This is a genomic window from Amycolatopsis sp. NPDC114503, from assembly GCF_055633655.1.
Genome location: NZ_JBVKDT010000001.1, coordinates 274,571 through 288,673, shown reverse-complemented (window position 1 = coordinate 288,673; position 14,103 = coordinate 274,571). Strand labels below are relative to the sequence as shown.

Annotated in this window: 9 protein-coding genes; 4 read left to right on the top strand and 5 right to left on the bottom strand. The window is 69.0% G+C overall.

Annotated elements, in window-relative coordinates; genetic code table 11:
* Positions 1–59: 59 nt before the first annotated feature.
* Positions 60–593 carry a hypothetical protein gene (locus tag ACZ7OI_RS01490; RefSeq protein ID WP_470262286.1) on the bottom strand — a complete coding sequence of 178 codons (534 nt, stop codon included), beginning with the start codon at positions 591–593 and terminating at the stop codon, positions 60–62.
* A 715-nt stretch (positions 594–1,308) separates the two neighbouring features.
* Between ACZ7OI_RS01490 and ACZ7OI_RS01485 the strand changes: the two genes are divergently transcribed.
* Positions 1,309–3,864 carry an arabinosyltransferase domain-containing protein gene (locus ACZ7OI_RS01485; protein ID WP_470262285.1) on the top strand — a complete coding sequence of 852 codons (2,556 nt, stop codon included), beginning with the start codon at positions 1,309–1,311 and terminating at the stop codon, positions 3,862–3,864.
* Positions 3,865–3,939: 75 nt separating this feature from the next.
* Here the strand turns inward: ACZ7OI_RS01485 and ACZ7OI_RS01480 are convergent, their stop codons facing one another.
* Positions 3,940–5,478, bottom strand: a complete 1,539-nt coding sequence (locus ACZ7OI_RS01480; protein WP_470262284.1) for a tachylectin-related carbohydrate-binding protein — start codon at positions 5,476–5,478, stop codon at positions 3,940–3,942.
* Between the two features lie 274 nt (positions 5,479–5,752).
* Positions 5,753–7,642, bottom strand: a complete 1,890-nt coding sequence (locus ACZ7OI_RS01475; RefSeq protein ID WP_470262283.1) for a DUF6541 family protein — start codon at positions 7,640–7,642, stop codon at positions 5,753–5,755.
* Positions 7,643–7,865: 223 nt separating this feature from the next.
* Between ACZ7OI_RS01475 and ACZ7OI_RS01470 the strand changes: the two genes are divergently transcribed.
* Positions 7,866–9,383: a hypothetical protein gene (locus ACZ7OI_RS01470; RefSeq protein WP_470262282.1), complete on the top strand. Its 1,518-nt coding sequence runs from the start codon at positions 7,866–7,868 to the stop codon at positions 9,381–9,383.
* Between the two features lie 65 nt (positions 9,384–9,448).
* On the top strand, positions 9,449–10,177 hold the full coding sequence (locus ACZ7OI_RS01465; RefSeq protein ID WP_470262281.1) for a lysophospholipid acyltransferase family protein: 729 nt from the start codon (positions 9,449–9,451) through the stop codon (positions 10,175–10,177).
* A gap of 79 nt (positions 10,178–10,256) precedes the next feature.
* Here ACZ7OI_RS01465 and ACZ7OI_RS01460 read toward each other — a convergent pair whose 3' ends face one another.
* Positions 10,257–11,081: an HAD family hydrolase gene (locus ACZ7OI_RS01460; RefSeq protein WP_470262279.1), complete on the bottom strand. Its 825-nt coding sequence runs from the start codon at positions 11,079–11,081 to the stop codon at positions 10,257–10,259.
* Positions 11,082–11,138: 57 nt separating this feature from the next.
* Here ACZ7OI_RS01460 and ACZ7OI_RS01455 point away from each other — a divergent pair, with 57 nt between their 5' ends.
* The gene (locus tag ACZ7OI_RS01455; protein WP_470262278.1) at positions 11,139–12,026 is read left to right on the top strand and encodes an LLM class flavin-dependent oxidoreductase; all 888 of its coding nucleotides are present in this window, start codon (positions 11,139–11,141) and stop codon (positions 12,024–12,026) included.
* A 39-nt stretch (positions 12,027–12,065) separates the two neighbouring features.
* On the opposite strand, the gene ACZ7OI_RS01450 is transcribed toward ACZ7OI_RS01455, so the two are convergent.
* Positions 12,066–14,078 (bottom strand): DUF6541 family protein, encoded by a 2,013-nt coding sequence (locus ACZ7OI_RS01450; protein ID WP_470262277.1) that lies wholly within the window; start codon positions 14,076–14,078, stop codon positions 12,066–12,068.
* Between the last annotated feature and the right edge of the window lie 25 nt (positions 14,079–14,103).

The following is a 14,103-nucleotide window of genomic DNA, read 5'->3' as shown; positions in this document are numbered from 1 at the left end:
CAGCGTTATGAATCTGGCGGTTGGTCTGTGCACAGGGGTCCTCTCGTTGCTGAGCCTGCTCATGCCGCGACGCTGAGCTGAAGCAGCGTGGTGGGGGCGTTGTTGGGACCCGCGCCGATGCCGACCTGGGTGCTTCCGCTGGGATTGACGTCGACCGTGGAGTGCTGACCGGCGTCGGTGGTGACCTCGGCCTTGACCCGGTGGCCAGTCCCGCTCGCCTGGCCGTCGCCGCGGATTTCGTAGACGGCGGGGATCCGCAGTTCGAGATGCCCGGTGGGGGCGAGGACCTTGAAGCAGACCAGGCCGTCCGTTCCTACGTTTTCGGTGGAGTGCACCTTGAGGACACCGATATTTCCGGCCGGCGGCGTCGCGCAGTCCGCGAAAACAATGTGCCCGTCACCGGAAATAAGGGTCACGTGGTACTGCGCCTCAATTGACGCGGCACCCGGGTATGCGTAGTTCTCGACAATGGGCTGCGGTTCATCGGTTGCTTTCGCGCTTTTATCAGACGTTGCCTGGGCTGTCCATGCGCCAAATGTCGCAATGGCTGCGGCCAGGCCGACGACGACTACGCTAGTGACTCTTATTCGCATCTTCGCCCCGTTCGGCAGAATCTGGCTTATCGTCGATCCTCTATCGAGGGCAAGGTTCGGCTGTTACCGGAAAAATTAGTGACGAATGTCGCAGTCGAGATGGCCTGTTTCGCCTGCGCCCGGGGCATCTGTCGGCACTCCGAGATCTGACGGCGGTGAACGCGGAACGGTCCTGGACCGTGCCCGCATCCTGTTTTTGATTAATCGGCTTCCGGTGTTGTTGCGCGGTGTGGAACTGTCCGGCTCTTGGTCGTCCGTGATCGCCCCTCTGCCGCCCATGACATTCGGTAATGTGGATAGACTGGAGAGAGGGAGCAGTACGCTTCCCGGCTCGACTGGTCTGTGGCAGCTCTGGGGAGGGTGGCTCTGACGTGCGTATCATCCCTTGTCAAGGGGAATATTTTCGGCGCGGTGTGCTCTGGCCGTCCGCTTCGGGGCGGTCGGACGCCCACAAGGGTGTGGGCAGGGCGCAATAGCGCGAAGAGCCCATCTGTTTTCGCAGGCGGCATCGAAAGCGTATTTCCGGTGCCGTTACATCCTATGGCTAACTTACGGGTAAATTTTGAGATACGAAGAATATGCCGGCTCGGGCGTCGAAGACCGGCGTACCGAGACTCCCCATGAAACCGCTGGCGACCACGCGGCCGAGGAAGATCCGGCCGGGAGAACCTCGCGAAGAAGGCCTTCCTGGCGATGGTTGCTGGCGCTTGGCGCGGTGACGATCTCGCTCGCGCTGGCCGTTCCGCTCGCCCCGGTGCGGTCCGACCAGGTCGACGTGAGCTGGCCGAAGGCTGGGCAGCCGACCGCGTCCACGGTCGCGATGTTCATGCCCTACCGGCCGTTGCAACTGGACGTGTCGCTGTCCTGTGCGGCTGTGTCGGCCTCCGGGAGATCGGCCCCGGTCACGGCGTTCGCTACGTTCCCGCCGGACGCGGACGGTGCGCGTCAATGGGGAATGTCGCTGGTAGTGCGCGACCAGCAGCTGTTCCTTTCGGTCGCCGACGGTGAACACGCGCTGGGAAAGGCACCGTCCGCAGACTGCTCCTATCGGGTGCACGCCGAAGACCGGCAGTTGACGGTTTCCGTGGCCGACGGTGCTCAGACACGGGAACTGACGCGGATCGACACCCTGGTCCCGCAGGTGGTCGCGTTCGTCACCGACCTGCCGCCCGAGCGGGCAGCGGGCGCGGTTTCGGCACACGCGCAGGCTGACGCGCGATTCCAGACCTCTCCCACGCCGCTCAAGCTGATCCTCATGATCGGCTGCGCGCTGGGCGTGCTCGCCTGCCTGATCGCCGGATTCCGCTTCTTCGGCAAGCGCGACCGGCCCCGCGAGGTCGACTCGCGCAGGCGGCGTGCGGCCGATCTGGTGTGGACCGGGCTGGTCGCGGCCGGGATCGTGGCGTGGGGAATTCTCGGTCCGCAGAGCGTGGACGACGGCTGGTTCCTCGGCATGCACCGGAACTTCGACGCCGCCGGATTCGCCGGTGACTACTACATGTCCTTCAACGCGGCGGAAACTCCCGCGGTAGGACTGCAGTACTTGTTCGCGCCGCTGTTCCAGTTCTCCTGGGCTCCGCTGTGGGTCCGGGTCCCGGCGATGCTGGCCGGTCTCGGGATCTGGGTGCTGGTGCTGGGCATCGTGCGCCTGGTGCGCCGCTATACCGACCGGCCGCGGGTGCCGCACTGGCTGCTCGCCGCCGCGTTCTTCGTCGCCTGGATGCCCGGGGGCGCGGGACTCCGGCCGGAACCGTTCGTGGCGTTGTGCGTGGCGGTGAGCGGCTACGCCGCCGTTCGAGCGCTGTTGACGAACGCTCCTGCCTGGCTTCTCGTCGGCGCGGTGGCGGCGGGGCTGTCGTTCACCGTCACGTCCACCGGATTCCTTGCGGTGATCCCGCTCGCCATCGGCCTGGTGCAAACGTGCCGCCGGCTGACCGGCTTGCGCGACCGGGTCTCCCTGGTCGTCCTCGCTGTGGCCGCCATGACCGTCGCGGTGCCGATCGCTTTCCAGGCCACGGGTCTCGGCGGCTTCCTCGACTCCGCCGGCGCGCGCTACTGGTACGGCGCGGACCTGAGCTGGTACCACGAGTTCAACCGGTACCAGATGCTGCTCGGCGGCGGCATCTCCGACGAGTTCCTGTTCGAGCAGCACCCCATGCGCAGGCTTCCCGTCCTGCTCGCCATCGGCCTGACGGTCATCGTGCTGGCGCTGCGGCTGCGGCACCGGGGCGGGAGCACTTTCTCCGGTCCGTTCGGCTGGCCGTTCGCCTGGTACGGCCTCGGTCTCGCGACGCTGGTGTTCACGCCGACGAAGATCGGTTCGCACTTCTTCGCGCTCGCGTTCTTCACCGTGCTGGTCCTGGCCTTCGGGCTTTCCGGGCTTCCGCGCGCATTCGCCCGCGAGGACGTCGGCTGGGTCGTCCGGCTCAGCGCGTTGTTCCTCGTTCTGCTGCTGACCAGCGTCTCGTTCAGCGGCATCAACTCGTGGTGGGCCTACGGCCGCCTGGGGATGCCCGAGCTGAACAAGAAACTCCTGCACGGCGTCCTCGCCAATCCAGCGCTGATTCTGGCGGCCGGTGCGGCGACAGCGGGTGTGCTCATGCTGATCAGCCGCCGGTATTTCGGCAGGGCGCGCGACGCCGCTCCGGCCCCGGTGCGCTGGATCGGCTGGACCGCGGTCGCCATCGCCGGGCTTTCCGTCCTGCTGATGCCGCCGCTCACCGCCGGCCTGCTCGCCAAGGCCGCGGTGAACCAGCACGACCGTGGAGCCTGGTCCACGGTCGCGGCCAATCTCCATTCCGTGACCGGTTCGACGTGCGGTGCGGCCGACGCCGTCCGGGTCGACGGCGACGGCGCCGACCGGCCGCTCAGCCAGGTCCTCGCCGAGCAGGACGGACCGACGCTGGTGGACTGGCCCATTTCCTTCTGGTTCCCGTGCGCGCGGCTTCCGCAGCTCGCCGACGGTCTGCTCGAACCGCCGGCGACCGTCGTCGTCGCACCGGGTCCGTACCGCTTCGACGGCGACCTCAGCCGCATCGCCAAGCCGCACGGCGGCGCGTTCGCCCCGATGACCAAGGTCGCCGCCTACCGCGAACTGCCGTCGCGGCTGATCAACGACCCGGAGCTCTCCGGTTTGCTGCTCGCGGTCGACTACCGGTACCCGGTCGGCGGGTACGACGTCCGCAAGACCACGGCCGATCAGCCTGGCTGGCACCGGGATCCCCCGTACGCCAGCCGGGATTACACCGGCCAGGCCCCGCCCTCGTCCTGATCGGATCCAGAGGTACTGAAAAGGAGGCCGCCCGAACCCGGGCGGCCTCCTCATTTTTCAGCAGACGAGTTCAGCTCACGGAACGAGCCGGCACGAGTCCGGTGCCGCTGTCACGTGGATTTCGGTGTTCCAGCCCGTACCGATGCTGGTGCCGTTCGTGCCCGTCGGCAGCCAGGTGTCGGTGTTCGCGGAATACCGGTACCAGCGCAGGACCGGGCCGTCCGTGCCGTCCCACGGACTCGGGCCGTTGGCTCCTCGGCCGTACAGGATGTCGGCCCCGGGCGAGAAGATCTGGTTGAAGATCTGCCATCCAGTGCCGACGAGCTTGTCCCGCTGAGTCCACTTCGCCGCGGCGAAGTCGTACTGGAAGCGGTACAGGTTGCCGTCCGGCGTCCTGGCGTAGAGCACGCCGTCGCCGGCACCGGTGATCGAGTCGTACTTCGCCCAGCCGGTGTCGACAGTTTGGCCGTTGGCGTTGACCCACGTGTTCGCGGCGTCGTCCCAGACGTAGACGCGCAGCTGGCCCTGGTCATCGACGATGAAGAGGCGGCCGGCCTGATCGGCCGTGACGAGGTTCCGGAAATCGGCCTTGAGGAATCGTTCCCAGCCGGAGCCGACCTGCTGGCCGCCGGTCAGCTTCGTGCCGTCCCACTTCCAGCGCCTGAGGATGCCGTTGCCTGCCGGATCGGTCGGGACAAGCTTGCGGTGGATGTCCCACAGGACGCCGTCCTTGCCGGCGACCGGACGGCCGTACCAGCCGTTGCCGCTGGAACCGGTCGGTTCCACCCAGCTCGGCGTGCCGTTCGCCGGGTCGTTGTGAATGAATCGGCGCAGGTTGAAGGTCGTCGTGTCGTTCCAGATGACCGCTCCGTTCGGGCAGCTCACCGGGGTCGGGACGGTGTTCTGCCGGACCCAGCCGGCGAGGTCGTCGACCCGTGCTTCGATGCTGCCCTGGCGCGTTTCGGTCACCGCGAGGCACCCGTGCTGCCACGACCGGCTGTTGACGGCCACGACCTCCGCCTTGTCGCCCACCGTGCGCAATGCGGGGCCGCCAGCGTCGCCGAGGCAGGTGTCCGCGCCGTTGGCGGACGTCATCGACATGTCGGTGGCGTTCACCGACGAGACGGAGAACGACGCGATGGACGGCCGGGCGGGCACCCATTCGGTTGCGGTGCGGCCGAATCCGGCCAGTTGCAGGGTGTCGCCGCTCTTCGGTGCGGTGGTGGCCAGCGCGACCGGCGTGATTCCGGTGGCGGGCTTGTCGAGTTTCGCCAGCGCGACGTCGCGATCGGCCCTGCTGACCACGCGGACGACCTTGGCGTTCGTTCCGGCTCCGGTGCTGACATCGACCGCGCCGACGCTGACCGTCGCGTTTTCCGTCGGCGCGCCGTTGGCGTTCGCGGTCAGGCAGCTTGCCGAGGTGATGACCCACGAGGGGTCGATCAGCGCGGCCGAGCACGCCTTGGTGGGGGTGGCGATTCGCGCGAGATAGCTGGAAGTGCCGACGGGCACAGTGGTTCCGCCGGAGACCGCGTGCGCCGGGAGCGAGGTGAGCACGCTGCCGGTGACCAGGGCGGCGGAAAGGACCAGGATTCTGCTGGTTCTTCGAGGCACAGACGTTTCTTCCTTCACCGAGCGATAATTGACTGCGGATGCGTTGTCCATAGACTGAATGGCGCAATTTCGGCTGCTGTGTCGATGGCTTCCCCCTCGAAGTCGTCTGCACGAGTCAATTCTTTTCGATTGACCGGATTGACTATCGATGGGTGTGCGCAGGCATTACCGGGAAGAAGTGTGACGCGAAACACTGTTCCGGTCATCGGGAAACGGCACCAAAAAGAAACAGCGGCAGGATTTCGAAAAATCCTGCCGCTGCAATCGAATAGCCTCAGCGATTCAGCTGGTAAATCACCGCGTCCTCGTTGCGGTAGACCTCTTTCAGGAACGGAAGCCCGTCCAGTCCGATCAGGCCTTCATTCGCGTACGCGGGCTTCGGCGGCGCAGCCGGGCGGCCCAGGATCACCCAGCGGACGTTGAGCCGCTCCACCGTGGCACGGACCGCGGGATTCGTTTCGTAGTCGCGGAAATGCGCGGCGAGCAGCACGGCGTCCGAGGGCGGGTTGGAGCCGTCGTCGTGGGCGGCGACGGTCCGGACACCGCTGAGTGCGTAGGTCCACGGTGTGCCGTCGTAGCGGTCGTTCATCGCCCACTGGCCGGGCTTGGCCAGCTTGCCCAGTTCCACCATCGCGCGTTCTTCGCCGGGCGTGATGTTCTGGGTGCGTGGGTCGGGGCTGTGGTAGCCGCCCGCGACTACTTCGCTGTTGGTGCGGGTGTACAGGCCCTTCGTGACCCCGACGAACGCGAGCAGCACCACCGCGGCGAGCGCGGCCGGCGGCACGCGCGAGGGCAGTCGTTCCTTCAGCCACTCGTGCAGCGCCGCGACGCCGTGGCCCGCGATGAACGACAGCGGCACGATCGCCATCGTGATGAACCGGTACGGGTCGTCCCACCACGGCCGCGACAGCGCCATGACCAGCGGCGAGTCCGAGGACGCCACCGCCATGTAGAACAGGCCGGTGATCAGCGCGGTCAGCCCCATCCAGCGCAGGCCGCGCAGCCTCGCGAAGAAAATGAAACCGACGAACAGCGCCGCCGACAGCCAGATCTGCGGATGCGGTTCGAAGTGCTGGAACCCGAGCAGCGCGCCAAGTGCGGTCGTCGCCCGCCATTCGCTGGGCCAGCCGAGATAGCCCCAGCTGCTCGCCTGCCCCAGCGCGCCGAACAACTGCATCGACGCCACGAGAACCGACACCGCCGCGATCGGCAGCAGCGCCAGCAGGTCCTTGCCGATCGAACGCCACCGCTCGATCCAGCGCTGCACCAGCAGCGGCCCGGCGAACAGGATCGCGCCGAACAACGCGGACGAGTGGACGCACAACAGGCCGATCGCCCCGAGCATCAGCACGAAGCCGGTGTCCAGCGCGACCCGGTCGAGGTAGCGGCGCAGCACCACGGCGGCCAGCGGGGTGAGCGCGATGCCCACCAGGAACGGGAACAGCGGCCCGCGGTTCATCGACTCGTACAGGCCCATCACCGGCGCGGCCGACGCGAGCGCGACAGCACCGGCCAGCACGGCGCGGCCGCGGAACGCCCGCACCATCACCGCGAGCGAAAGCGCCAGCAATCCCGGCAGCAGCGCGGTGTTCACGTCGAGGGTCAGCGGGATCGAACCGCCGCTGAGCGTGTACTGCACGGAGGCGAGCAGGTGGTAGGCGTTGGGGTAGAAGGGCGGTGAACCGTCGCCGTACCAGTTCAGCCGGCTCATGCCGAAGAGGCTGCCGTCGCCGCTTTCGGCGATGTAGCGGATGCCGTTGGCCGCGTACGGCGCGTCGCCGCCCTGCGCGATCGCGCCGAGGTGGCCCATGCCGTGCACAGCGGTGTAGAACCCGATCGCGGTCGCGAGGACGACACACGCGCCGACCGCCCAGTTCGCCCGCGGCTCCCAGACCCGGGGCTCCGGCTCGTACGGCCACCGGCGCACGGTCAGGCGTCGGAGTCCGAACGCGACAGCCGCGAAGATCACCGTGGTCAGTGCCAAGGTCCAGGCGTTGAAGGGCAGCCCGATCGCCGCCGTCCACGGACCCGCGAGACCGGCGATGGCGTAGCTCAGCAACGGCGTCAGACCGGCGAGCAGCCAGCCGCGCAGACCGGCGGCGACACCGGTGATGAGCCCGGGGATTCCGAGCACGAGCAGGCAGCAGGCAATGCTGGCTGCCACGGACAGCAGGGTGGGTTCGCTCGGCACAGTCTTCCTCAGGTCACGGGACATCCGCCGGCCCCCGAAGTGGCGGATTGGAATCAAACCCCAGACTAGCGGGCACCCATATACACCCGAACGGCTGATGTCGGCGGAGCGCGGCCGCGCGCTTGACTGGAACTGGTGAGGAGCGGTCCGCCAGGGGTCGGCCGGACGGGTGAGGGGCGCGGGAGGCAGGGGGCGCGTGGTTTACGCGGTCGTGGGGGGATGGCTGGCGCTGGCCGCGCTGGTCGTCGCCGCTTGGCGGCGGATGGGACACGACCGGCGGTGGCGCGTCGGGGTTCTCCTTCTCGTTCTCGCGTTTTCGCTGTCGCATCAGCTGTTGTTCGCCACTGCCACCGAGGACGCGTACGTCAGTTTCCGGTACGCACAGAACATCGCCGACGGTATTGGGCCGGTTTTCAACACTGGCGATCGCAGCGAGACGTACGCGAATTTCCTCTGGCTCGTGGTCATCGCATTGCCGCGCGGCGCATTCGGTGCGGAAGTGCCGTCCTCTGCTGTCGTGTTGAGCAGCGCGGCCGCGTTGGGATGCGTGCTGATGGCGTATTTCCTCGCCAATCGCATTGCCGCGCTCGCGTTGCCGGACGGGATCGAGCCGCGGCGAGCGGTCGGGGTCGCGGCGGCGTTGCTGACCGCGGGCGCGAACGGGCTCGCGGTGTACGGGCTTTCGGGCACTGAGCTGCCGATGTTCGCGTTGCTCGTGCTCTGTGTCTCGTACGCGCTGGTGGCGGGCCGCCCGTTGGTGGCCGGGGTGCTCGTGGCCAGCGCGGTGATGACGCGGCCGGAAGGGCTCGTGCTCGCTGTCGTCGGCGCGGGATGGCTCGTTTTCGCGGCGGCGCGCGGTCGGCACACCTGGTGGGCCCCGGTCGGTTTCGTGCTGGGCGCGCTGGTGTTCCTGGCTCCGTGGACGGCTTGGCGCGTCACCTACTACGACCGGTTCGTGCCCGACACGGGCCTGCCGCCCGGCCCGGATTGGCCGTACCTGGGCGGCTTCGCCTTGGCGCACTTGGGTTTCCTCGTCCCGGCCGTGGCCGTGGCGGGATTGGCGGCGAACCGGGGACGCGCGGCGGAAGCCCGGCCCGCGTTGTGGCTGCTGCTGGCGCTCGCCGCCGGGCATACCGCGTTCGTGGTCCTCTTCGAGGAGGATCCGGGGCTTTCGTGGCGACTGCTCGTGCCGGTACCGCCGTTGCTGGCGGTCGCCGCCGTAGCCGGATGCGGCGTCCTCACCGGGGCGCCGAGGCCGCGAGCGGTTTCCCGGGCGGTTCCGGTGGCGACCGCGGCGCTCACCGGGGTCGCGGTGGCGGTCTCTGTGCTCAGTCCCGAGGTGCTGGCGCGCGTACAGGCCTGGAGCACTCAGGGAGCGCAGCTGGCCGAGGTCGGCGACTGGCTTGCCCGCTACCTGCCGCCGGGGTCCGTCGTGAGCGCCGGATCGCCGGGATTGCTCGCGAGCCGCGCCGGGACGAAGGTGCTGGTGGTCGGGCTCGACGCGGAACGGTCGACGCTCGCCGTGCCCGGTCGATCGGGGTACGCCAGTCGCCAGGATTGTGCCGACGACCTGCCCGCCTGGTACCGCGTCGCGACCTTCCGGCGCATCGGGACGCCGTTCTGGATCTCGGTCTACCCGCGCGCCGACGACGCCAGCCGGCTCGTCGACGAACTCGACCGCGCCCCGGACTTCCACTACGTGTCCTGCCCCTGAAGTGTGGCGGAGCCGACCCGCGCGACTTACCGGCGGGAAACCTACGGTCCCGTAACCTGGGTCGCATGGCTGATCTCGTGTACCCGCCCGTCCTGGTTGCCGCGCGGCTGATGTTCCGGCTGCTCGACAACCGCCTCCGGGTGACCGGCGCCGAGCACGTGCCCGCCCGCGGCGGTGCGGTGCTCGCCTGCACGCACGTCAGCTACCTGGACTTCATCTACTGCGGCCTCGGCGCCCGTCCGGCCAAGCGGCTGGTGCGGTTCATGGCCAAGCAGGAGATCTTCAGCAACCCGGTCGCCGGGCCGCTGATGCGCGGCATGCACCACATCCCGGTGGACCGCGCCGCCGGGCAGGCGTCCTACGACGAGGCGGTGGCCCGGCTGCGCGCGGGCGAGGTCGTCGGCGTCTTCCCAGAAGCCACGATCAGCCGGTCGTTCACCGTGAAGGACATCAAGACCGGCGCGGTCCGGATGGCCGCCGAGGCGGGCGTCCCGGTGATCCCGATGGCGCTGTGGGGCACGCAGCGGCTGTGGACGAAGGGCCGCCCGAAGGACCTCACCCACCGGCACGTGCCGATTTCGGTGGTGATCGGCGAGCCGATGCGTCCTGGCCCGGACGACTCGTGCGAAGCGCTGACGACGGACCTGCGCGCCCGGATGTCGGAGCTGTTGGAGAAGGCGCAGGCGGAGTACCCGGAGGCGCCGGAGACCGACGCCGAACGCTGGTGGCTGCCCGCGCACCTCGGCGGCAGCGCGCCGACGCCCGAGGAAGCCGCCGAGCTCGACCGCCGCTAGCGAGCGCTCTCGTGCCGCTCCGGACTTGCGCGACGCAGGTGGTCCGTGAAGGGCTCCTTGAGGGACTTTCTGCGGGCGCTTAGAACCAGCGCTCCAGCACCTGCGCCACGCCGTCCTCCGCGGCCGGTCCGGTGATCTCGTCCGCCACCGCCAGCACCGTCGGGTGGCCGTTGGCCATCGCGACGCCGTGCCCGGCCCACTGCAGCATCTCGACGTCGTTGGGCATGTCGCCGAAGGCGATCACCGACGACTGGGGCACGTCGAAGCGTTCGGCGATGTCCGCGAGCCCGGTCGCCTTGGTCACGCCGTGCGCGGACAGTTCGATCAGCCCGCCCGAGGACGAGTACGTGACGTCCACCGCGCCGTCGAGCACCGCTCCCACCGCTTCGGCCATCTCCTCCGACGTCATCCCGCGCCGGCTGACCAGCAGCTTGATCGCGGTTTTCCCGAGCACCTCGGCGCGCGGCGCGATCCGGCTCTCCTCGTCGCCCCACGGGTTGTGGTACTCCGGCTCGATCACGAAATTGCGCAGTTCGTGGTCCACCGAGCCGGTGCCGACGCGTTCCGCGGCCAGCCGGCAGCCGGGCAGTGCTTTGTCGAGCGCGGAGGCCAGGTCGTGCAGCAGCACCGGCTCGAGTTCGCCGTGCACCGCGACCACCGTGTCGGCTCCGATGTCGAGCAGCACGGCTCCGTTGGCGCACACCGCGTACCCGGTCAGCCCGAGCGGCCCGGCGATCGGCGCGATCCAGCGCGGCGGGCGGCCGGTGGACAGCACGAACGGGACGTCGTCGGCCAGGACCCGCTGGACGACCGACACTGTGCGCGGCGTCACTTGTTCACTGGGGCCGAGCAGGGTGCCGTCGACATCGGACGCGATCAACCGGGGTTTCTCCACGCGTCCCATTCTCCCGGTCGCCGCCCGTTCGAGCGAATGTCAGTGCTGGACGTTACGGTCAGCCGCGTGCGAGCAGGCATCGTAATTCTTCCTGAAGACCGCTGGTGGGCGGCCGAGCCGAAATGGCGCGCGGCCGAGGAGTACGGCTTCGACCACGCGTGGACCTACGACCATCTCGGCTGGCGATCGCTGGTCGACGGGCCGTGGTTCTCCGCCGTGCCCACCCTCACCGCGGCCGCCATGGTCACCTCCACGATCCGGCTGGGCACCTTCGTCGCCTCGCCGGTCGCGCGGCATCCCGTGCCGTTCGCGCGCGAGCTGATCACCCTCGACGACGTGTCCGACGGACGGTTCGTGCTGGGCGTCGGCGCGGGCGTGGACAGTTCGCGCTACGACGCGCAGGTGCTCGACGCGCCGGAGCTGACGGCGCGGCAGCGGGTCGACCGTTTCACCGAGTTCGTCGAGGCCCTCGACGGGCTGCTGATGACCGACAAATTCGACTTCTCCGGCGAGTACTACTCCGCGCGCGGCGCGCGGAATCTGCCCGGCACGGTGCAGCGCCCGCGGCTGCCGTTCCTGGTCGCGGCCAACGGCCCGCGCACCATGACGCTGGCCGCGCGGTTCGGCGCGGGCTGGGTCACCACCGGCCGCGGCGGGGACACCCTCGACGAGTGGTGGACCGGTATCGAGGAGCTGGTCCGCACGTTCGACCAGCGGCTCGAAGCGGCCGGTCGCGAGCCGGCGGGCATCCAGCGGTACCTGAGCCTCGACGCGGCGCCGGTGTTCTCGCTCAGCAGCGTCGCGGCGTTCCGCGAGGCCACCGAGCGGGCCCGTGAGCTGGGCTTCACCGACGTCATCGTGCACTGGCCGCGCTCGAGCGGGCCGTACGAGGGCCACGAGTCGGTGCTGGAAAAGGTCGTCGAAGAAGTGCTTCCGGGCCTCAAGGCCGAGTAATGCCTCGTGACCGCGGCGGGGAGGCCGCGGTCACGAGGTTCACCTGATGATCGTGTAGATCTGCGCGCCGGGATTGTCGTAGACGAGGCGCAGGAAATCGCTGCCCCGCAGGTCGCGCAGCCCGGGGGAGAGCGGCGCGTCCTTGGCGATCGAGCCGCTGCCCACCAGCACGTGGTGCACCTTCAGCCGCTGCACCGCCTCGCGAACGCGCAGATCGAGGTCGTAATCGCGGAAGTGCAGCGCCAGGTATGCCGCGTCCGGCGAGATCGGGCCGCCGCCGTCGTAGTGGCCGGCCACCGGGTGCACGCCGGTCAGCGCGTACATCCACGCGGTGCCGTCCAGCCGGTCGTTCAGCACCTTCTGGTCCGCCGGGATGCCCATCCGGCCGAGGAAGTCCATGGCCGCGATCTCGTCCGGGCTGACCGGCGGCGTGACCTCGCCCTCCGGCCCGTTGTAGTACAGGAACGACACCGCGGTGGCGTTCGCGGTGCGGTAGAAACCGCCGGTGAACACCGCGGTCAAGGCCACGACGACCGCCGCCGCCGCGACTCCGAGCCGCGACACCACCTTCGGCCGCGCCTTCGCCCAGCTGACCGAGCGGATCAGCTGCGCGATCCAGCGCTGCAGTTCCGCCATGCCGTGCCCGGCGAGCAGGCACAGCGGGATCGCGGCCAGCGCCATCAGCCGGAACCGGTCGTTCCACCACGGCCGCGACAGCGAAATCACCAGCGGCGACGCGCCGTAGGACGTGACCAGCACGAACAGTCCGGACAACCCGATCGCGGAGATCATCAGCCAGCGCAGCCTGCCGAGCGAGCGGAAGCTCAGCACGCCGACCACGAGCAGCACGGTGAGCCAGAGCTGCGGTTTGTGCAGCACCTGCTGGAAGGTGGCGAGCATGTTCAGCGCCGACATGACCGGCAGATCCGAGTTCCACGGCTGATACGGGTACGCGCCGTTGGTGAAGCCGATCGCGCCCAGGATCTGCAACGAGGCGAGCGCGAGCGCGATCACCATGACCGGCACTGTGCGCACGATGTCGCCGCCGATCACGCGCAGCCCGCTCCGTCCCTCGGGCACACCGTCGACGGGAAGCTTGCGAAGCGACCGATACCAGCGCTGCAGCACCAGTGGCGCGGCGAAGAGCGTGCCGCCGAACAGCGCGCTCGAATGCGCGACGAGCAAGCCGTCGACGGTGAGCGCGAGCACTATGCCGGTGTCGACGCCCGGACGTACGAGGAAGCGCTGCAGCGAGACCACCATGAGCGGTGTCAGGACCACGCCCAGCGCGTACGGCAGCAGGCCGCTCGACACCGACTCGTACGCGCCCGTGGTGGCCGCGGCGGCGATGAGAGCCGCGCAGCCCGCGAAGACCGCACGGCCGCCCATCTGGCGGACCAGCGCGACCATCGACAGCGCGAAGATGCCAGCGACCGGCATGGTCACGGCGTTCAGCGTGACCGGGATGCTCGTGCCGGAGATCTGGTACACCAGCGCGGCGACCAGGTGATAGCCGTTCGGGTAGAACGAGCCGTCCGGGTACCAGTTGACCTTGCTCATGCCGATGAGCGAGCCGTCGCCGGTGTCGGCGATGTAGCGGATGCCGTTCGCGTGATAGACGGTGTCCCAGCGTTGGAAGACCGCCGTCGTCCCGCCGCGCGCGGACAGCACCACGGCGATCGACAGCGCGGTCGCCACCACGACGCACGCGGCGACCGACCAGTGCGCCCGCTTGCTCCAGACGACCGGGGGCTCCTCCGCGCCGGGCTTGATCCAGCCGCGCACGAGGCAGAGCCTGCGGATCCCCCACGCGATCCCCGCCAGCAGCAGAGTGCAGGCCGCGGCGGTGAGGACGTTGTAGCGGAGGCCGACAGCCGCCAGCCAGGGCCCGCCAAGACCGGTGACGGCGTAGCTGAGCAGCGGCGCTAGTCCGGCCAGGGCCCAGCCGCGCGCTCCCGCGGCCCTCCCGATGATGCCGCCCGGGACCACCAGCACGGCCAGGTAAGTGGCGACCGCGCCGAAATAAGTCCAGAAGGTGTCTGGTGCAGGCATGCTTCTCACTTGTGTAGTGCGGGTA